This is a genomic window from Pseudomonas sp. Pmew2, from assembly GCF_058129885.1.
On sequence record NZ_CM176702.1, the window covers coordinates 3,225,459 to 3,246,612 of the forward strand.

At 56.9% G+C, this 21,154-nt stretch carries 14 protein-coding genes and 3 pseudogenes; 8 read left to right on the top strand and 9 right to left on the bottom strand.

Annotation, left to right across the window (positions count from 1 at the left end):
- Window positions 1-24: 24 nt before the first annotated feature.
- The 4 genes from AC4ANK_RS14630 to AC4ANK_RS14645 all read left to right on the top strand — a co-directional run bounded on the left by AC4ANK_RS14630 (window position 25) and on the right by AC4ANK_RS14645 (window position 5,163).
- Entirely contained in the window at window positions 25-570 is a 546-nt protein-coding gene (locus tag AC4ANK_RS14630; protein WP_002553502.1) for a sigma-70 family RNA polymerase sigma factor, read from the top strand.
- Entirely contained in the window at window positions 567-1,547 is a 981-nt protein-coding gene (locus AC4ANK_RS14635; protein ID WP_460385105.1) for a FecR domain-containing protein, read from the top strand. The genes AC4ANK_RS14630 and AC4ANK_RS14635 overlap by 4 nt, the downstream gene beginning before the upstream one ends.
- 108 nt (window positions 1,548-1,655) lie before the next feature.
- Window positions 1,656-4,079, top strand: coding sequence for a TonB-dependent siderophore receptor (locus AC4ANK_RS14640; protein WP_460385103.1), 2,424 nt, complete (start codon window positions 1,656-1,658; stop codon window positions 4,077-4,079).
- A 4-nt stretch (window positions 4,080-4,083) separates the two neighbouring features.
- Complete coding sequence (locus AC4ANK_RS14645) at window positions 4,084-5,163, top strand: YncE family protein (protein WP_002553499.1); 1,080 nt, start codon at window positions 4,084-4,086, stop codon at window positions 5,161-5,163.
- Window positions 5,164-5,434: 271 nt separating this feature from the next.
- Here the strand turns inward: AC4ANK_RS14645 and AC4ANK_RS14650 are convergent, their stop codons facing one another.
- The 5 genes and pseudogenes from AC4ANK_RS14650 to AC4ANK_RS14670 form a co-directional block, all read right to left on the bottom strand.
- Window positions 5,435-6,454 carry a hypothetical protein gene (locus tag AC4ANK_RS14650; protein ID WP_002553498.1) on the bottom strand — a complete coding sequence of 340 codons (1,020 nt, stop codon included), beginning with the start codon at window positions 6,452-6,454 and terminating at the stop codon, window positions 5,435-5,437.
- A 373-nt stretch (window positions 6,455-6,827) separates the two neighbouring features.
- A complete protein-coding gene (locus AC4ANK_RS14655; protein ID WP_002553497.1) occupies window positions 6,828-8,432 on the bottom strand; it encodes a hybrid sensor histidine kinase/response regulator in 1,605 nt (534 codons plus the stop codon).
- 126 nt (window positions 8,433-8,558) lie between these two features.
- The gene (locus AC4ANK_RS14660; protein ID WP_002553496.1) at window positions 8,559-9,716 is read right to left on the bottom strand and encodes a glycoside hydrolase family 1 protein; all 1,158 of its coding nucleotides are present in this window, start codon (window positions 9,714-9,716) and stop codon (window positions 8,559-8,561) included.
- Between the two features lie 119 nt (window positions 9,717-9,835).
- A pseudogene (gene glf / locus AC4ANK_RS14665) lies at window positions 9,836-10,900 on the bottom strand (UDP-galactopyranose mutase); the annotation flags it as partial.
- Window positions 10,888-12,072, bottom strand: a complete 1,185-nt coding sequence (locus tag AC4ANK_RS14670) for a glycosyltransferase family 1 protein (RefSeq protein WP_031595670.1) — start codon at window positions 12,070-12,072, stop codon at window positions 10,888-10,890. The pseudogene glf and the gene AC4ANK_RS14670, both read right to left, overlap by 13 nt.
- Before the next feature lie 417 nt (window positions 12,073-12,489).
- Here AC4ANK_RS14670 and galE point away from each other — a divergent pair.
- A pseudogene (gene galE / locus AC4ANK_RS14675) lies at window positions 12,490-13,517 on the top strand (UDP-glucose 4-epimerase GalE).
- A gap of 57 nt (window positions 13,518-13,574) precedes the next feature.
- Here galE and AC4ANK_RS14680 read toward each other — a convergent pair.
- Both AC4ANK_RS14680 and AC4ANK_RS14685 read right to left on the bottom strand, forming a co-directional pair.
- Entirely contained in the window at window positions 13,575-14,123 is a 549-nt protein-coding gene (locus AC4ANK_RS14680; protein ID WP_002553494.1) for a cupin domain-containing protein, read from the bottom strand.
- A 126-nt stretch (window positions 14,124-14,249) separates the two neighbouring features.
- Window positions 14,250-15,004 (bottom strand): annotated as a pseudogene (locus tag AC4ANK_RS14685) (gamma-glutamyl-gamma-aminobutyrate hydrolase family protein).
- A 127-nt stretch (window positions 15,005-15,131) separates the two neighbouring features.
- Here AC4ANK_RS14685 and AC4ANK_RS14690 point away from each other — a divergent pair.
- The 3 genes from AC4ANK_RS14690 (at window position 15,132) to AC4ANK_RS14700 (ending at window position 18,255) form a co-directional block, all read left to right on the top strand.
- Window positions 15,132-16,019, top strand: a complete 888-nt coding sequence (locus AC4ANK_RS14690; RefSeq protein ID WP_002553493.1) for a LysR family transcriptional regulator — start codon at window positions 15,132-15,134, stop codon at window positions 16,017-16,019.
- Window positions 16,020-16,166: 147 nt separating this feature from the next.
- Window positions 16,167-17,231 carry an aromatic ring-hydroxylating dioxygenase subunit alpha gene (locus AC4ANK_RS14695; RefSeq protein ID WP_005743729.1) on the top strand — a complete coding sequence of 355 codons (1,065 nt, stop codon included), beginning with the start codon at window positions 16,167-16,169 and terminating at the stop codon, window positions 17,229-17,231.
- Between the two features lie 73 nt (window positions 17,232-17,304).
- Entirely contained in the window at window positions 17,305-18,255 is a 951-nt protein-coding gene (locus AC4ANK_RS14700) for a PDR/VanB family oxidoreductase (RefSeq protein ID WP_002553491.1), read from the top strand.
- Here the strand turns inward: AC4ANK_RS14700 and AC4ANK_RS14705 are convergent, their stop codons facing one another.
- Complete coding sequence (locus tag AC4ANK_RS14705; RefSeq protein WP_031595667.1) at window positions 18,256-18,966, bottom strand: GntR family transcriptional regulator; 711 nt, start codon at window positions 18,964-18,966, stop codon at window positions 18,256-18,258.
- Between the two features lie 73 nt (window positions 18,967-19,039).
- Window positions 19,040-21,010 carry a putative bifunctional diguanylate cyclase/phosphodiesterase gene (locus tag AC4ANK_RS14710; RefSeq protein ID WP_002553489.1) on the bottom strand — a complete coding sequence of 657 codons (1,971 nt, stop codon included), beginning with the start codon at window positions 21,008-21,010 and terminating at the stop codon, window positions 19,040-19,042.
- Window positions 21,011-21,154 lie beyond the last annotated feature (144 nt).

A 21,154-nucleotide genomic window follows, 5' to 3' on the forward strand; every position in this document is an offset into this window, starting at 1 on the left:
TAACTTCGGAACGACTGCTTTCTCATGACCTGCTCAAGCGCTCCTGATCAGACCCGCATCGACGACCTTTATGCACAGCACTCCGGCTGGCTACGTCAGTGGCTGACCCGGCGCTTTGGCAACTCGTTCAACACTGCCGACGTAGCGGACCTGACTCACGATACCTTCCTGCGCCTGTTGCTCAAGCCTCGAGTATTCAGGCTGCCCGGTGAAGCGCGGTCGTTCCTATGTACCGTTGCACGCGGCCTGTGCATAGATCAATGGCGTCGTGGGCAGATAGAGCAGGCATGGCTGACAGAGCTGGCAAACCGCCCCGAGAACCTGCACCCCTCCCCCGAGTACGTTGCCATTCTTCTCGAGACACTGCATGAAATCGACGCCATGCTGCGTGACTTGCCGCACAAGGCGCGAACCGCCTTTTTGCTGGCGCAACTGTCAGGCAACACTTACCGCGAGATTGCCGAACAGATTGGCACCAGCGAGCGCATGGTGAAACAGTACATGGCACAGGTCATGTATCAGTGCATGGTGCGTGAACTGTCCGCACGTGCCGATGAGTGTCGACCATGAACAGTCCTCGCAGTGATCACTATGCTGTTCTCCAGCAAGCTGCGGCATGGTATGCGCGTCTGGGTGCAGAGGATGCTGGCGATTCCGAGCGACGCAAGTGGCAGAATTGGCTGAGCCAGAACGAGGAACACCGCAAGGCCTGGGCACTGGTGGAGAAGATAGGTGGACGCTTCGCCCAGTTTCAGGATCCGCTAGAAAGAAATGGCGCTTACAAGGTTCTACAGTCCACCAGCTCTTCATTGATGAGTCGTCGCCAAACTCTTCTTTCAATGGGCGTTCTCGCACTGGGCGGGGCATTGGGCTGGCAACTGCTGAACAACGGTGAGAACGGCTCGCTGTTTGCTTCTATTCGGGCCGATTTATCCACCTCAACGGGCGAAACACGAGAGTTCACGCTGGCTGACGGCACCCGAATCTGGCTCAACACCGCCAGCGCATTGAACGTTACTGTCGCCCCTGATGTTCAAGCGTTGCAACTGCTGAAAGGCGAAGTATTGATCGACACTACCCGCTCGCGGAACAAGCGGACGCAGGTAAAAACCCTTCATGGGAAAGCGCAGGCATACAGCGCAGAATTCAGCGCACGGCTACTGAATGATGACGCCACCTGCATCACGGTCTATTCAGGCGAGGTGTCGGTCATGGCAGCCGATCAACGCTGCGATGTACATGCAGGACAGCAGATAACCCTTTATGGGGATCGACTCGACAGCCCGCAACCCGCTCCTGCCTCTGGCCACGCGTGGACGTCCGGCATTCTGGTCGCTGAAGGTATGCCGCTCCTGCAGTTCGTCAATGAACTGTCCCGCTACCGGCATGGCTACCTTGCTTGTGACGAGAAGATTGCAGGGCTGCGAGTGGTCGGCACCTTTTCCATCAAGGATACAGACAGGGCACTGGCTGCCCTCGCATCGGTACTGCCCGTGGCGATCAAGCGCACGCTGCCCTGGTGGGTCACTGTCGAGGCGCGGGCATAATTGCGCGGTCCTGTTTTTTTTGCACTCGGTGGTTCCCCTTTTGCCCTGCTCGTCCGGTGTAGATGAAAGCCAATATTTTTTCCTTTCATCAGCGTGGACGCCAGCACTATGCATTTCCATAAACGACGCCCGTTTTATCTCAGCCTGACGCCGCTGGCCATGATCATTCCATTGACGGTGGGCGGTGTAAGTGCATCGTGGGTCTCAACCGCCTCTGCCACCGATGCAAGCGCATTGACTCACCGGTTCAGCATCGAGAAAGGCCCACTCACCGGGCAACTTGTCCGCTTTGCCCTGCAGGCAGGTATCGAGTTGGCCGGAAATGCGGCGTATACCGACGGCAAGGTCGGACCGGGCCTTGACGGCAACTACTCGGTCACTGAAGGACTGACCGTATTGCTCGCAGGCAGCGGCATCTTTGCCGCGCAGCAAAGCAACGGCAGCTACACGCTGGTTGCCTCAGAGTCGATGGAGTTGCGCGCGACACAGGTTGAAGCCAACTCCGATCGCAGTACCAGCTACCAGCCAACCGGTGCGAGTTCGATCCTGCACAGCGACAGGTCGACGCTGGAAGTGCCCCAGGTCGTGAACGTGGTTTCTGCGCAAGTTCTGCGCGATCAGAAACCGCGCAATCTGGACGATGCGCTGGCCAATACCAGCGGCATCACTCAGGGCAACACCCTGGCGGCGACGCAAGACACCTTGATGAAGCGTGGCTTTGGCGGCAATCTCGACGGTTCGATCATGCACAACGGAATGCCCATCGTTCAGGGACGTGGTTTGAGCGCTACTGCTGACAGCGTGGAAGTGCTCAAAGGTCCGGCATCGCTGCTTTACGGCATCATGGACCCGGGTGGCGTAGTCAACGTCGTCAGTAAACGCCCGCAGCTGGAGAGCTACAACGCAATCAGTGGTCGCGCCTCCGCCTATGCGCATGGCCGCGACGGTAGCGGTGGCAGCTTTGACAGCACCGGCGGGCTGGGCGACAGCCGTCTGGCTTATCGCATGGTGATGGATTATGAAGACGAGGATTACTGGCGTAATTTCGGCATCCATCGCGAATCGCTGGTCGCACCATCGCTTGCCTGGTACGGCGACACGACACAAGTGGTGCTTTCATATGAGCACAGGGAATTTCTTTACCCTTTCGACCGCGGCACGGCACTGGACCCGCGCACCAATCACCCGCTGGATATTCCCAGAACCCGGCGCCTGGACGAACCGTTCAATGAAATGGAAGGTCGCTCGGACCTCACGCAACTGAGCGTCGACCATCAGTTCAACGACAACTGGAAATCTCATTTCGGCTACAGCTGGAACCGTGAAACCTACGATGCCAACCAACTGCGAATCAATGCCATCAATGCCGCCACGGGCGCAGTGACGCGCAGTAACGATGCAACCCATGGTGCTGTGAGCACCGACAGTTTTGCAATTGCCGACCTGGAAGGCACCTTTCAGATCGCAGGCTTCCAGAATGACTTGCAGGTCGGCGTCGATGATGAGAAACGCAAAATCTTCCGCTCGGACCTGCTGCGTCAAACGGCGCGGTCCAGCTTCAATTATCTGAACCCTGTCTATGGCCGGGAATCGCCGTCCAGCACGGTATCGGCCAGCGACAGTGACCAGACCGATAAACTGCGCGCCACCTCGTTATTTGCTCAGGACTCGTTCCACCTCAACGAGCAGTGGATTCTGGTGGCCGGTGCGCGCTACCAAACCTACGATCAAATAGCCGGACGCGGTCGCCCCTTTGTGGCAAACACCAATATCAATGGGCAGAAATGGCTGCCCCGCGGTGGCATCGTCTACAAATACAACGATGTGTTGTCGTTCTACGGCAGCTACACGCAATCACTGAAACCCAGCTCAACCATTGCGCCGTTAAGCAGTGGCGTGGTCATTGACTCTGCCGTGCTGCCTGAGCAAGCCAGGTCCTACGAACTGGGTGCCAAACTGGACATTCCGGGACGCATTACGGCTACCGCAGCGGTCTTCGATATTCGCAAGAAAAACATTCTGGTCTCCCAGTTCAACGATGCGACCAAGCTCACCGACTGGCGGACATCCGGAGAAGCCCGCTCGCGAGGCATAGAACTGGACGTGGCTGGAGAATTGACCGATCGCTGGAGCGTGATCAGCAGCTTTGCACTACTGGATGCGAAGATCACCAAGGACCCGCTCTACAAGGGCAACGAGCTGTGGAACGTGGCCCGGCGCACAGCGGCAGTGTCTGCGGTATACGACTGGGGCAGCATTATCGGCGGCGGTGACCGCTTGCGCACCGGCGCTGGCGCACATTACGTCGGAGAGCGCCCGGGAGACTCTGCCAACTCATTCGCACTGCCCGCCTATACCGTGGCGGATGCCTTCGCGTCTTACGATACAAAAGTCGATGAGCACAAGCTCAACATCCAGTTCAACGTGAAGAACCTGTTTGACCGCACGTATTACACCTCCAGCGCCAACCGTTACTTCGTGTCCGTTGGTGATACGCGGCAGTTCATTCTTTCCACCACTCTGGAGTTTTAAGCCGATGATGTCGTTGATCAGGTGGCTCAAGGTGACGGGATTACAGATTTTTGCCAGTGTGTTCACGCTGCTGGCACCTCTTTCGGCTCAGGCGGATGACTCGCTGCTGTACACCACCCGCGCAGCAACCGTGCTGCCAGGCGCTGGCTACAGTTGGGGGTTCGCGGCATTGCAGCCGGCACAGCCTCATTTGTACATCGCGCGCCGCGAGAACGGTTTATCCGTGTTCGACGTCGAACGGCAGGTTCTGATCAAGACCCTGGACAACTCGACCGGTGCCAATGCCGTTGCCTTTGCACCCGAGCACAATCGCGCCTATGTCGCCAACATGGACGGGACATTAGGCATCGCCGCGCTGGACCGCATGACCGTACAAAACCGGCTCAAACTGGACTCAGGCAACCTGAACAATGTCATCTACGATGCCGGGCATCAGCGAGTGATCGTTACCAGCGGCCGTCGCGGCAACCACTCCACACTGTATTTCATCGACGCACGTACCGACGCACTCGTGGGTTCCCGGCAGGTTCCGGCACAGAAACTCGACGCGCCGATCGTCCTCAGCGACGGCACGCTGGTAGTGCCGATGCGTGACGAGAATCAAGTGGCCGTTCTTTCAGGCCAACTGCTGGAGAAACATCAGTACTGGACGTTCGAGGGCTGCAACAAACCCTGCGCGGTCGCCGCCGATGAATCGCGACAACGTCTGTTCATTGCCTGTCGTGGCGCAAGCCCTCAGTTAATTATTGCCGACTTGATGACCGGCAAACGCCTCGCAGCATTGCCCACCACACGCGCTGTCAACAGCATGGCGTACGACCGCCAAAACGATCGCCTGTTGATACCCAGTGGTGCAGATGCCAGTCTGACCGTGGTTGCACGTGACCCGGACGGGCAGTATCGAACCAAAGGAAGTGTCAGCACCCGTTTGTGGGCGCACAACATGACGTTTGATTCTGCACGCTCACAAGCGTACTTGCTCAGTGCCGAATTCACCCAGCCTGAGCCCACTGCCGAACAACCAAAGCCCGACCCGATATTCCACCCGGACACCTTCACAGTAACAACCCTTAAAACCCAGTGAATATAGACTTGGCAACATCAATGGCATAGGTGCCACCGTTGAGATTGAATATATATCCCGCAGCACGCTGTTAGAGTATTTGCTCTTTGAAAGTTGCCCTGTTACGCAAGCTGTAGAGCCGCCGATGATAAGGTAAAAAATTGAGGGATGGACTTTACCAACGTGTTGTCGAAGCGGATCGGCACTGACACGATATCGAATGGCTGAAATAAAAACGGGGAGCGATTAACGCTCCCCGTCTGGTACTTCAGTTCAGTCTTGCTGCATTAGATCAGACAGCAGCAACAACTTTGGCTGGCGGCTGAGTACGACGACCCAGTACACCGGCACCTGCTGCTACCAGACCCGAGATCACCAGAGTGATCAGCAGAATCCAGGCACCTTGCGAAACACGTTTGGCGGTCACTTCAGCCGCTTCACGGGCTTTCTGTTCTGCCTGAGCTTTCAGCTCCTGATACTTGGCATAAGCCTGGCGATAGCTGGCCTGAGCCTGATCGACGATCTGATTGGCTTCGGCATCAGTCTTGTTGCCACGCGCCTTGATCAGATTAACCAGCGCCTGACGGTCAGCAGCATCCCACGCCTGGTCACCTTTGGCTTTGATGCGGTCCATCAGGCCACCCAATTGCTCATCGGCTTGCTGAGGATTTTGTGCACTTTGTTTGGCAGTGTTCTGGGCATCTTCCTGGGTTGCCTGAGCTTCCTGCTTGACGTTGTCAGGGTTCAGCTCGGCTTTACCGGTCTGGCGCATGGCTGTTTCAATCTCACCCTGGATATCGTCCAGATTGAAATCAATACCCTGAGCGCGCAACTGATCCTGAATCTTGCCGCCGACGGCCGGCGCTACCTGAGCAATACCGCTGCCCAGTGCCGACATACCGCTGCCTGCCAGATTAAGGCCACCGCGCACCACGCCTGTTACCGCACTGGACACCAGATAGACAGTAATCAGCGATACGCTCGCCCACACCAGAAGACCATGAAAAGCGCCTTCACGCTGAGCCAGACGGCCAGCCGCCCAACCACCGACAAACAGCGAGATGACCGAGCTGACAACAACCCAGATACCCGCACCTGTGCCAATTCCGGACAACGGGTTGGCTTCCTGCATTGGGTCAATACTGGCACTTCCAATGGCAGTGCCCAACAGGTTCAACAACAGCGAAACAACCATGGCCAATACAACACCGGCCAGAATAGCGCTCCAGGAAATTCGTTTAAGCAGAGGAGCCATGGCATGCGTGTCTTGATACACAGGGGAGCCTGGAGCGATACGGTCGTCGCGAATCATAATAAGAGTCCTTTGAGTCATTGGCAGTGAACGCTGAAATGTGTGGCGTACACGTTAATGACCCGGGCGACACTCAAGAAGTTTAAAACTTTTATAGACTTTTTTTCAGGCCTGCAGAATCACATAAAAAGGCGACGAACAGTGATCTCTATCAATGGAACGGAAGGAGACGACAATGCTCCACACGCTTTACAACTTCCCGGCCTCATTATCTGCTTTATTTTATAAGTGAAGTTGTCTGATGTCTGTTAATGCTCGACAGGCATTAACAATCACCGGCACCTCATAAAGCACCGTCAATAGTGGGTATAGCCACACACTCATCGGCCTGACCGAGAACAGTCAGGCCTTCAGGTCTTCGTTAGCGGAACAATCAAGCGATACCGTTAGGCCCGTCCAGCACCTGCCTGACCTTCCGGGCAAGGTCTTGAGGCATGCAGGGCTTGGATACCACATCAAACTCGGAACCACCGATATCAGTTCGTTCGATCGAGCTTTCAGCATAGCCGGTGGTCAGCAGCACCTTGATCTTCGGGTACCTGCGCCTCACTTCCCTCGCGAGCATCACGCCGTTCATGCCGCCCGGCATGATCAGGTCAGTGAACAGCAAATCATACCTGCTGCCGGATTCGAATTTCTTCAGTGCTTCACGAGCGTTGAGTACGATTTCGCAGATATAGCCATAGTCATCCAGCACCATCTTCGCCAGCTCGGCGACGTCGGGCCGGTCCTCGACAATCAGAATCCGCTCGCAGCTGCCAATGCGTCTGTCGACAGCTTTCGGTGGCTCCGCATGGGTCAGCATTGCCTCGTCTACCGGAAAATACAGACGCAGCGTTGTGCCAACACCTTCTTCGGTATAGATCCGCGCCGCGCCGCCCGACTGTTTGGCAAAGCCATAGACCATCGAAAGACCGAGCCCTGAACCCTTGCCCTCTTCCTTGGTGGTAAAAAACGGGTCCATTACGCGGTCACGAATACTCGATGGCATGCCAATGCCATTGTCCATTATGGCAATACTGACGTAGCGGCCAGGCAGCAAGCCGTCATAGGACATGTTGGCCAACTCATCGACGACCAGATTGCGGGTTTCAATGGATATTTTCGGGTCAGGCCTGCCGATCAACGCATCCCTGGCGTTGATGAAGATATTCAGCAAGGCAACTTCTGCCTGGGTCGGGTCGATACGGCAGTTCTTCAATGCCGGATCCAGATCGGTTTCGATCGTCACGTGCGGCCCGAACGTACGCTCGATCAAGGGCTCTGTGCTGGAAACCAGGCCATTGAGGTTGAGCACCCGTCCCTGCAGTTTTTGTTTACGGGCAAATGCCAGTAATTGCTTGGTCAGCGTACTCGCGCGTTCGACAGCAGACTTGGCGTGATGAACGCTACGCTGGACACGCTGCACATCAATAGTGGGCTTCTCTGCAGCGCTACCGATCAAATCAATATAGCCCCCCATGACTTGAAGCAGGTTATTGAAGTCATGGGCGATGCCTCCGGTAAGCTGCCCCAGGGCTTCCATTTTCTGCGCCTGACGCAAGGCATCCTCAGCATCCCGACGTCGACTGATATCCAGTTGCGACGCAAAGAAATAGATCAGGTCTCCGGCATCGTTATAAACCGGAGAAATAAACAAGGCATTCCAGAACGTAGAACCGTCCTTGCGGTAATTGAGAATTTCAGTGGAGATATCGACGCGCTCGTCAATCGCTTCACGAATGGACTGCACCACGGCCCGATCCGTTTCCGGCCCCTGAAGAAACCGGCAGTTGGTACCGATGATTTCTTCTGACGAATAGCCCGTCATTTCCAGAAACGCGCGATTGGAAAAAATGATCGGGTTGTCCGCACGGTTGGGGTCCGTCACGATCATTGGCATCCGTGTCGTTTCCACCGCCGCAAAAAAGATATCTTTTCCCTGATGCTGGATATCTCCCGTTGCAGCATTGTCGACACGGGCTTTTTCTTCCGACACTCCAGAAACTCCACACATATTGGTTGGGTGTAATACACGTTCTCAAAGCTAGGACTGGCGGAGCCTTGAAAGGGTTCTCAGATTTTGGACAAAAAACGAATTATATTCATATGAGGGGCTAAACACTCAAAAAGCGTTCACGCCGAGAGCCGATTTTTCGTCCTTTTGTCGAATGAGAGCCGCAAATTCACTCGCACTCTCGCGTAACGCCACCTGCAAAGGGTGAAAGGAGGCCCGTTTGCCCTGCCCGTCTGCATAACCCAACAGGCCTGTCGGGCAGTATCGGGCGTCGTCCCAGCCCGGATAATCGAGAATGGGGTACCAGCAGATACCTTCTACCGGTAAGCCTGCCCTGACAGCCTTGCTGACCTCGGCACAAATGTAATTGAACCAGGGCAAACGCTGAACATCTTCGGCACCGGTTTCAGAAATCAATATCGGTCTTGCGTACCGTGTATGCAGCTCGCTCAACATGCCCTGAAAAGGCCTGTATTGCGGGTCGTCCTGAGTGAGCTTTCGACCCTTGAATTGCCATTGGTTATGGGGGTAGAAGTTGACGCCCAACACATCCAGATACTCGGATCGGCCGCCCAGCCCAGGCAATTGACGCCCGGATAAAAGATCCCAGGCTTCAAACTGCGCCTGCCGATAGCACTCTGCTGCCGCTATCTCCGCACTACCGCGCGTAGCCGGTACGACGTGAATCAATGGCTCGGCCTGAATAAAACGCGCGCTTGGCTCTATTGCGCGTATCACCTCTATCGCCGCAATGCTGGCCCGGACCAGTTGCTGTTTGAGTTCCATGCCGCGCTGCTGACTACCAGGGTTGAAATAAGCAACTTCACCTCCCGCCCAGCTCCAGAACGAAATTTCATTGATTGGCGAATAAAAGGGGGCGGTCTCCCCTTCGTCTTTGACTACCTGAGCTACCGCAGCGGCAAAACGCGCAAAGCGCTCGACAAACTCCGGCCGCCAGATATCCAGGTCATCAGGATAACCGTAATGGCATAAGTCCCAGATCACCTGAGTGCCCTGACGCCGCGCGGCTCGTAACATGGGCAGAAAACTGCTCCAGTCGTAACAGTTCGGGCTGGTTTCAATCAGGTGCCAGCGCAAACCGTCACGCACGGTACGTATTCCGTGCGTCGCCATTGCGGCAAAATCTTCGGGTGCCCAACGGTCGTGCCCGGTGGAGTGAAGCAGATCGAGTCGCACGCCGTCGCGTCGTCGATGGCTGGCACACTCGAATCCGCCTATGAAGAAGCTGTCGAACAGACGACCCATGCTCAGCCTCGCGCAGGCTGTTCAATCGGTTCGGCAATCTGCTCCGGCAACTCATGGGCCAGCCGCTGGAACAGCGCCAATGCCTGACCGACAACCTGGTCCATGTTGTAATACTTTTAAGTACCGAGCCGCCCAAGGAAAGTCACCTCATCCGACTGATCGGCCAACGCCTTGTAACGCTTGTACAACTCAGTATTTTCCGGTCGCGGAATGGGGTAGTAAGGGTCGCCCTCGGCACTCGGGAACTCATAGCTGATACTGGTCTGGGCATGCAGTTGACCGGTGAGGTGCTTGTATTTCGTAATACGCGTATGAGCAACTGCCTCATCCGGATAGTTGACCACGGCCACGGATTGAAACTGTGCCTGATCAACGGTCCTGTGCTCGAAACGCAACGACCGATATGGAAGACGGCCATAGCAATAATCGAAGTATTCATCGATCGGCCCGCAGTAGATCAGGTGCCGATACTGCACGGCCCCGCGTATATCGGCAAAATTGCCCCCCAGTGCCACGTCGATAAGCGGGTGATCGAGCATCCGTTCAAACAGGTGCGTATAGCCATGCAGCGGCATTTTCTGGAAGGTATCCGTGAAGTAGCGATTGTCCGAAGTGGTACGGGTAGGCACTCGAGAGGTGACCGACCTGTCCAGTTGCGACGGGTCCACCCCCCATTGCTTGCGGGTGTAGCCACGAAAAAACTTCTCGTACAACTCCCGGCCCACCTGATTGATCACAACGTCTTCGGAGGTTCTTATCATCTCTACCGGCTCGGCCCGGCTGGCGAGAAAGGCTTCGGCTTGTTGCTCATTCATCTGTAAACCGTACAAGCTGTTGAGCGTATCGAGGTTGATCGGAATAGGCAGCAATTGGCCGTCCACACTGGCGAGCACAGGGTGTTGGTAGTCGCGCCATTCGGTAAATCGCGATAGGTATTCCACAATGCGCTCGGCATTGGTGTGGAAGATATGCGGCCCGTATTGATGGACCAACACCCCGGCGCTGTCTAGGTGATCGTAAGCGTTACCCGCAATGTGTGGACGTCGGTCGATCAGCAAAACGCGTTTACCCAATCCGGCTGCCAGCCGCTCCGCCACTACACTTCCCGCAAAACCAGCACCGACGATCAGGAAATCATAGTGCGTCTCTGCAAACGCGGCTGATTGAGGATTTATCCGAGGCATTGGGTTTGCTCCCCGGTAGTTACCAGGCCGATTTGCGCCTTCATGACAGCGCACGTGTTGTCCCAGGACTCACCGGCCAGCACTGCGTCAACCTTACGCAGAAAATCAGCAGGATCCTTATGCGCCAGAGCTTCGCGAATCGCGCGAACAAACGCGTCGGCATCATCGGCAATTGCGACGACTCCGGATTCACCATAAGTTCTGACAACGTCGGCAATCCGGGTTGATACCACCGGACAACCACCAGCAAGGTACTCCGGCGTCTTGGTCGGGCTGATAAAGCGTGTGGAATCGTTCAGGGCAAACGGCATCAATGCGACATCCCAGCCAGACAGATAGGCAGGTAAATCGTCATAAGGCTTGCTGCCCAGATAATGAACGTTGGCCATGTGCGGCAGGGTTGCCGGATCGATTTTAACCACGGGGCCGATCAAAATGATTTGCCATGTGGGCTGTGATTCCGCCACTTCTCGAATCAGTTCAATATCGAAACGCTCATCAATGACGCCAAAATAACCCAGCCTTGGGTAGGGAATGCATTGTTGATCCTTCGGGGCGGCAAGCATGTTGCGAGCGGCTGCAAAATGCCCGATATCGACGCTGCTGGGCATGGAGTGTGCATTTGTATGCTGTAGGCGCTTGGCCTCCCAGAGGCTGAAGCCGCCGGTAAAGACAACATCTGCGCGCTTCATCAGCGCTTGCTCCTGCTCGACAAGCTCTGGCGGCGCACCTTTGAACGCAGACAGCTCGTCCATGCAATCGAAGATCGTCACTTGCGCGCGCAGGTGGTCGGTAAACGCCAGGGCCATCGGGGTGAAATACCACAACAGCAGCTCCCCAAATTGTTGCGCATCCATAAAACCATCCAGCAACGTGCGCTGTGCAGTGATCACTTGATCAGGCTGCATCTGCGAAGGCAGGTGCGGCACCAATACGGTGACACCGCATGCTTGCGGCAGTGACTCAAGCCAGATGCGAGGCGAGTCTGAAAAAACAGGCTCCTCTAGAAACAACACCCGATAATCCTGCGCCATGCGCGACATGATGTGCTGCGGACGCTGGTACACAAACCCCCACCTGAGGTGGGACAGGCATAGCAGCAGCGGTCTGACGGCTGCCTCGACTCTGGCTGAAGCTGACCTTCTGTATTGGATTTTCTGGACACCGTTCATGAAGTCTCCCTTTTTCTAAAAAGTCCTGGATGAAACTGAAGGGCTCTGAAAAGGGCTGAACTTCGACGGCATTCATGATGAGGATGTGCGTTGGCGGCTGTTGCATGCATGGAACAATCACGTGCATGGAACAACTATAGATATTCTCATCAGTTTCGAGCATGCGCCCGGGCCGCTGTTCGCTGATTCCGATAAAGGGTATGCGCCGTCGGGAATGAACCGTTGAACTCGGCGGAACAAATACGCCCCTAGTCTTGAGCGAATGTTTTTTGGCACCTGCGGTACGTTTTCCCCACGCGGTGGTCTGGTCCTGATTTTCGCAAGCAAGGCTCCTCTGTCGTCCTGTTGATAAAGGTCACGACGCCGAGCCCTCAGCACGCCTCTTGCCGAGGCGGCGAACATCCAGGAAGGATAATCATGATTCTGGTTACCGGTGGTGCGGGATACATTGGCGCTCACGTTGCGCTTGAATTGCTTGAAGAGGGCCACGATGTCGTGGTGCTTGATAACTTGTGCAATAGCTCGCTAGAGACATTGAGCCGGGTGGAAACACTCAGCGGGCGACAGGTGGAGTTCATCCACGGCGATGTACGCAGCAAAGCGACGTTGAACCGGCTATTCGCTCGCCACCCAGTGAAAGCTGTGGTGCATTGCGCCGGGCTCAAAGCAGTGGGCGAAAGCGTCAGAGAGCCGTTGCGCTATTTCGAGACCAACGTGAGTGGCAGCGTAAACCTGTGTCAGGCGATGGAGCAGGCAGGCGTGTTAAACCTGTTGTTCAGCTCATCAGCACTGTATACGGCGACCGTGAGCAAATGCCGCTGGACGAGAACTGCCCACCGGGTTTGCCGACCAATCCTTACGGGCATTCCAAACTGATGGCCGAGCATGTGATGAAAAGCGTCGCCCGCTCGGATCCACGCTGGTCCATCGGGCTGCTGCGATACTTCAATCCCATTGGCGCCCATCCGTCCGGCCTGCTGGGCGAGTCGCCCTGCAACACGCCAAATAATCTGCTGCCCTTCCTGCTGCAGGTCGCGAATCGAAGACGCCCTGCCCTGCACATTTTTGGCACCGACTACCCGACGCCGGACGGTACAGGTGTGCGTGACTACATTCACGTAATGGATCTGGCCGAGGGCCACTTGAAGGCGCTGGACAGAATACGCGGCCAAAAAGGCGTATCCGTCTGGAATCTGGGGACTGGGCAGGGTTATTCAGTGCTTGAGGTGGTGCACGCTTTCGAACGTATCTCCGGCAAAACCGTGCCTTTGATCTTTGAGCCGCGCCGGACCGGAGACATTGCGGTGTGCTGGTCGGATCCGGGGAAAGCATTGCGTGAGCTGGATTGGCGCGCCAGGTTCAACCTTGATTCGATGCTCACTGACGCCTGGCGCTGGCAGTGCATGAACCCACAGGGTTATATGCCGACAGCACTGGTCAGTTGAGGTGCGGCCAAAGGTGTAAAGTGGCGGGGAATTACCCTCGCAGCAGGCTGCTGTGCGCTAAAAATTGGCCGGTGTGTTGGAACTGATGATCTCGGCCTCGTCCTGGCCAATGTTGCGGAAGCGGTGTGGCAAGGTGGTCGGGAAGTAATAACCGTCCCCGGGACCGAGAATATTGACCTGCCCATCGATGGTCAGCTCCACGGTGCCGCGCGTCACCAACCCGCACTCCTCGCCTTCGCTGTGGACGATGGGCTCTTCACCCGAGTCTGCGCCCGGCGCGTACTGCTCGCGCAGAAAACGCATCTGGCGGCTCGGCAGGGTTGCGCCGACCAGCAGCAGGCGAACACCGTTACGCCCCAGGTCAGGCTGGTCACCGGCGCGGAATACATACTGATCCTGCCCCGGTGGCTGGTCGAAGGTGAAGAAATCCGCAAGCGTCATGGGGATGCCCTCAAGCAGCTTCTTCAACGAGCTGATAGAGGGGCTGACACGATTTTGCTCAATCAGGGAAATCGTGGCATTGGTCACACCACTGCGTCTGGCGAGTTCACGTTGTGACAGCTTGTAGCTTTCACGCACCAGTTTGAGTCGTGCTCCCGTATCCATAATGGCCTTGTGCGAAAGATATCCGATGAGTGAAGCAAAGCCCAGGAGGAATGGATTGTCCATCGCCCAGGCCGCAAAGCCGGATATTAAATCACGTTTGTCAGCAACACTCAGCAGCTCATCGCACTAGCTGCCCTGACGGTTCCGGGCATACGCCAGGCAGGCTTCACGGAATGCCGTGAACAGGCTCAGCGACACAGGGTTGTTCATGAACTCCCACTCCGGTGCCACTGCACGCCCAGCACAAAGCCTGGCGCACCGGGCAGGGAAACCGCTTCCACCAGACCGTCGGGTGCCAGTGCTTCCGCGCGCAGATCCGATGCCAGACGATCGATTCCCTGACTGTGCAGGCTATTGACCTCGAACCCCGGCGCAAGCCCGAGCGCCTCCAGCAACCCGCCAGATTGCACCTGCACCGGGTGTTGCGGCGCGTACTGCACGGCCAGCACATCGCTTTGCGGCTCACGGTGATCCAGATAACCGGGCAATTCCTGGACCCGCTGATGCAGGCTGCCGCCCAGTGCAACATTCAGCTCCTGAAAACCACGACAGATGCATAACACCGGCACACCCTGGGCGATAGCGGCCCTGAGCAGCGGTAATGTTGTGCGATCCCGAAACACGTCGTGGGCAGTGCCTTCCACGCTTGCCGGGCCGTTGTAATGATGCGGCTCGACATTGGACGGCGAGCCGGTAAACAGCAAACCGTCCAGTGAGGCCAGCAACTGCGCAGGCTCGGTGGGCACGTCGAGCGCGGGCAGAATGACCGGGACACCCGCAAACGCAGCCGCCTCGACATATTCATCGCCTGCGGTGTGAGAGGAGTACTTGCCCAACTGCTGACGGCAGGCAGTAACGCCGATCAAGGGAGGTCGTGACATACGTTGAGTCCTTGTGAATCTGGTGAGCCAGCACGTCGATATGACGCTATCCAGCCGGGATAAAACCAGTCTAGGATAGTCATCTACGCAACAAACATAGGCATTCAGGCAAAGGAACAATGCAGCGATGCAATATGAAATCACCCATGCCGATCTTGCCCTGGTATTGGCGCTGGTACGCGGCCGGACCTTGGCGCGTGCTGCAGATCTGCTGCACGTTGATATTTCGACAGTGTTCCGCTCGATCCGACGTCTGGAGTCAGCCCTCGGTGCTGCGCTGTTTGAAAAGAACCGCCGCGGCTACATTCCGACGGATACTGCCCAGGCCATGGCCGAGCAGGCTGAACACGCCGAACAGGCACTCGCCGCTGCCCGTATCGCCTTGCAGCAAGGCGAACAGGTGGTCAGCGGTACGGTACGCCTGACGTGCACTGACGCGGTATTGCACAGCCTGCTATTGCCAACGCTCGCGGACTTCATGCCGCAGTACCCTGCTCTCACGCTGGAACTGGCCACCTCCAACGCGTTCGCCAACCTCAGCCGTCGTGATGCCGACATCGCGCTGCGCCTGACCAATACCCCGCCCGAACACCTGATCGGACGATGCCTGGGCAGCGCGGACTACTTCATCTGTGGTCGCCCCGAATACCGCGATGCGCTGACACACAGCCCTGCCTCCATTCCCTGGATCAGCCCGGACGACTCGATGCCCGACCACCCTTCGGTGATCTGGCGTAAACAGGCATTTCCGGCGGTGAGCCCACGCTATCGCTGCAGCAACATGTCGGCGGTCTCTCAGTTGGTCGCTGCCGGTCTGGGCGTGGCGGCCTTGACCGATTTCACGATTCAGGGCCTTGCCTCAGTGGAAAGGTTGAGTGAACCACTGCAAGGGTGCAGCACCGATCTGTGGCTACTGACGCGTCCCGACTGCCGGGCATTGCGCTCTGTGCAGACCCTTCTGGAAGCACTCGCCCCCCGTCTGCGCGCAGCATTGCTGGTGTCCAGATGCGCCTGATGGCCAGTCTGTGGATCCATTAAATAATAGTTAATCAAATTAATCATTGGATTAATCTTGATCCTGTGGCATTAATAATCACGAGGAAAACAACATGATTCATTCTGTGGATCCATAAGACCAATAATCGAACCGTGGAGAACCGTCATGCACCCAAAAAATGCGTGGTACGTCGCCTGTACAGCGGATGAAGTCGCCGACAAGCCTCTGGGCCGGCAGATCTGCAACGAAAAGATGGTCTTCTATCGCGACCAGAACCAGCAAGTTGTCGCCTTGGAAGATTTCTGCCCGCACCGCGGTGCTCCGCTGTCGCTGGGTTATGTCGAGAACGGCCAACTGGTATGCGGTTATCACGGGCTGGTGATGGGCGGCGATGGCAAGACCGCCGCGATGCCCGGCCAGCGTGTTCGAGGCTTCCCCTGCAACAAAACCTTCGCCGCGGTCGAGCGCTACGGCTTCATATGGGTCTGGCCTGGCGACCGGGAAAAGGCCGATCCGGCGCTCATCCATCATCTGGAGTGGGCGGTCAGCGACGAATGGGCCTACGGTGGCGGCCTGTTTCATATTCAGTGCGACTATCGCCTGATGATCGACAACCTTATGGACCTCACCCACGAAACCTACGTGCATGCATCGAGCATCGGTCAGAAGGAAATCGACGAAGCGGCACCTGTCACGACGGTCGAAGGCGAGGAAGTCATTACCGCACGCCACATGGAAAACATCATGCCGCCGCCGTTCTGGCAGATGGCGCTGCGTGGCAACAACCTGGCCGATGACGTGCCAGTCGATCGCTGGCAGATCTGCCGCTTCACCCCGCCCAGCCATGTACTGATCGAGGTAGGCGTAGCCCACGCGGGCAAAGGTGGCTATCACGCGCCCCACGAGTTCAAGGCATCGAGCATCGTTGTCGACTTCATCACGCCAGAGACCGACACCTCGATCTGGTACTTCTGGGGCATGGCGCGCAACTTCAACCCGGCTGACGAGCAACTGACGGCCACCATCCGCGAGGGGCAGCGCAAGATCTTCAGCGAAGACCTGGAGATGCTTGAACGCCAGCAACAGAACCTGCTTCAGCACCCGCAGCGCAACCTGCTCAAGCTCAACATCGACGCCGGCGGTGTGCAGTCGCGCAAAATTCTGGAACGCTTGATCGCCGCCGAACGAGCCAGCACAGCTGAACAGATTCCAGTAATGGCCACTAAATGACCGCCTGCTGCCAGCCCGAATGCGTTGAAAACAATCAGAAGTGACCCGTGCTGCGGTCACCCGAGGACATACCATGATCGACGTGACCGTGTTATCACGTAACGATGAAGCGCTGGATATCTGCAGTTTCGAGCTAGTGCGAGCCGATGGCGAGTTGCTGCCGCCTTTCACGGCAGGCGCACACATTGACGTGCACTTGCCTGACGGGCTGATCCGCCAGTATTCGCTGTGCAACGCACCGAACGAGCGTCATCGTTACCTGATTGGTGTACTCAACGATCCGGCTTCACGCGGCGGGTCGCGCAGCCTGCATGAACAGATTCAATCAGGCGCGCAACTACGCATCAGCGAGCCGCGCAACCTGTTTCCGCTGGCCGGGAACAGCCGTCGCACGCTTCTGTTTGGCGGCGGCATCGGCATCACCCCCATTCTGTGCATGGCTGAACAGCTTGCGCTGGAGGGTGCCGATTTCGAATTGCACTACTGTGTTCGTTCCGTCGAGCGCGGCGCGTTTATCGAGCGCCTGAAGCGTTCATCATTTGCCGACCGGGTCACGCTGCACCTTGATGAACAGCCCACTACCGCGCTGGATGCTGCCAATGTACTCGCCCAGCCGCAACCCGATACCCATCTGTATGTGTGCGGACCGGGTGGTTTCATGCAACACATCCTCGACAGCGCCCGTGCTGCCGGCTGGTCTGAAGACAATCTGCACCGGGAGTACTTTTCTGCAGAGCCGGCGGACACCAGCAATGACGGCAGCTTTTCTATCGAGATTGCCAGCACCGGCCAGGTACTTGCCGTTCCTGCCAACAAGACGGTCGCCCAAGTGCTCGAAAGCCACGGCATCGATATTCCGCTGTCGTGCGAACAAGGTGTGTGTGGCACATGCCTGACGCGCGTCCTCAAGGGCATTCCGGATCATCGGGATCTGTTTCTGACTGAAGACGAGCAGGCGCTCAACGATCAGTTCACGCCATGCTGCTCACGCTCGAAAACCCCACTGCTGGTGCTCGACATCTGATCAGTTCGAGCGCTGGATGACCTTCATGCGTTCGTTCAAACCGGCACCGAAAATCTCCGCGTAGCGCAGGGTAGCATTGGCATGCTCACGCATGATCGCCTCGGCACGAGCGCCCTGCCCGCTCACTAACGCATCCACCACCGCATGATGCTGCATGTGGGCGAAATTGAAGCGCCGGTATTCGCGAATCAGGTTATCGCGATCCACTGCCAGCGCCGTCACCGAGGCAAAAGGCAGATGGTCGTTGCGTGCCAGCGCATCGGCAATGGCGCGATTACCGCTGCCCGCCACGATCACTCGATGCAGGCGCATATTCATGTCGTGATAGACCTCAAGATCGTCCTCAGTGACATAACCCTTTTCGAACAGCGCATCGCCCTGCACCAGGCAGGCTTCAAGCTCGTCCCGAGCCTCCTGCGCCAAGCCACGTTCGGCCATCTGCCGCGCCGCCAGACCTTCCAGAACACCACGCACGTCGACCGCACCGGCGATTTCCATCGGCGTGATCGAGCGCACCTGAAAACCGCGCCCGCCAAAGGGCACCAGCAGGCCTTCCTGCTCCAGGGTACGAAACGCCATACGCACCGGCATGCGCGACACGCCGAACAGCTCGGCGGTCGGCACTTCCATCAAGCGCTCGCCGGCCGCCAGCTCGCCTGACGCAATCATCTTGCGCAACGCAACAAGAATGGTCTGCCCGGGTTTGCTCATTGACAGGATTCCGTGGAGATCGAAAAACGCATCTTACTCCACGTACACAGGGGAATGGTTCAAGCGCAGTCGATCAGATCCGGCACGAGGCTGCATAACCGAAGGTGCGCTCCTCATCCGGCGTTTCGATCCACACCAGGGTTTGTTCAAAACTGATCGGTGGACTGTAGAAATAACCCTGCACCATCGTGCACCCAAGGCTGGTCAGTGCATTCAGCTCATCCTGCGTCTCGACGCCTTCAATCACGCAGCCAAGAGACATGTCCAGACTCAAGGCAACCAGCGATTTCACGATCTTGTAACTCGCCGGATTGTCATGCACGCCAGTTACAAAACTGCGGTCAATCTTCAGTTTGGTCAGCGCCAGCGCGTGCAACTGACTGAGGCTGGAGTACCCGGTGCCAAAATCATCCAGCGAGATACCGCAACCCAGTTGCCGGAACTGTGCAATAGCCTGCTGTACCTGGGCAATGTCCTGCATGACCGCCGTTTCGGTGATTTCCAGATCGAGCCGTGAGGCATCGAAACCGCTGTTTTCGATGATCTCGACAATGGTACTGACACTTTCCCAGGTCGCGCAGTCGTGCGCCGACAGGTTGAACGACAGTCTGATGGGCGCCGGCCATGACAAGGCCCTCTTCAATGCATGAGTCAACAAGGGTGCGGTGAGCTTGTTGATCATGCCGATTCGCTCGGCAATCGGAATGAAATGCGCAGGCGATACCGAGCCCAGTTCCGGACTTTTCCAGCGGGCCAGAGCCTCGAAAGCCACCGTTTCGCGTGTGCAGCTTTCAATGATCGGCTGAAACAGCACGTAGAACTCGGTCTCCAGATTGGCACGCCGCAATGCCTGCTCGGTTACGCCATCGGCGTGCAACTGCTCGCGGTGGCTGGCGGAGAACAGGCAGGTAGTTCCGGGGTTATGGTCTTTGCCCTGATAAAGCGCGTAGTCGGCAAACTCGAACAGTTGGGTGGCATTGTCTGCAGTGGCCGGAAACGTAGCGAAGCCCAAAGTTGCGCCAATCTGGATGGACATATCCGACAGCTCGAAGCTTTCATGCATCAGTTCACACAGGTGTTTACCAAACGCCAGCAATGCATCGTTGCTGATATCACCCTTGATAACCAGAGCGAACTCGTCACCGCCCAGTCGCGACACATGCACTGTATCGCTGAAGGCACTGGTCAAACGTTCGGCTACCAGCATCAGCAGACGGTCGCCGGTACGATGCCCATAAAGGTCATTGACTGGCTTGAACCCGTCCAGATCCAGCACGCCGACCGCCAACCCGGTGCGCTGCGCCAGCGCCTCCTGCAAGGCCGTGTCCAGTGTCTGAAAGAACTGTCGGCGGTTCGGCAGCCCCGTCAAACTGTCCTGATTGGCCAGCAGAAGGTTCTCATTGCTCAGTTGCTCGGTTCTTATCTGCACATTCACCAGGCTGGTGAAATCGCGGTATTGATACTGAAGAATGATCAGCATGCCAATCGACACCAGCACGATGTTCACTGCTGTGGCGATGAAAGTAATGTTGTGCGTCGACGCGAAAAAAATAACAAACGCAGTGTTGACCACAACTGCAGTGGTCAACGCCGCAGGCCGCAAGTGCATCATGCAGAAGATGCAGACAATCACGGTGATGCCCATGAAAAACGCCACGTGCGCCTGGGCATAGGCATCGCCATAGGGATAAAGCGACAGCGACCAGGCGGCGAAACCGGCAGCGATCACGCCTGCCAGTCCGTTGGTCCCGCGCAGCGTCGCCAGAATGGTGGTTGGCGCGGGTGGCGGCCGGTTTACCGTGAGCAGCCACTTGCGCGCACGAATAGCGCAAACAATAGTGAGCAGCGCCGGAACCAGCAGGGTCAGCCACATCGGAGCAGTTGCCCAATGGGTGAATGCCAACGCCCAGGTGTTGACCAGCAGCACGAAATACATCAATGGCAGCTGTCGGGACAACGCAACGTATTGGGCCTGCAACAGCCTGGGATTATCAGCGGGTACAGACATCACGGTGCGCAAGGCACTCACTAGTTTTTTCAGCATCGCAAGGCTTCTCTGTCACTACAGTCAAAGCACACGTGGCTTGCTGCTCATCATGTGAGCCAATTAATGATCGGCCCACTTGTCATGCTCTCGGCAGGTGTGATTAATTCTTTACGGTAAAACCGATCCATGCGTCGGTTTAAT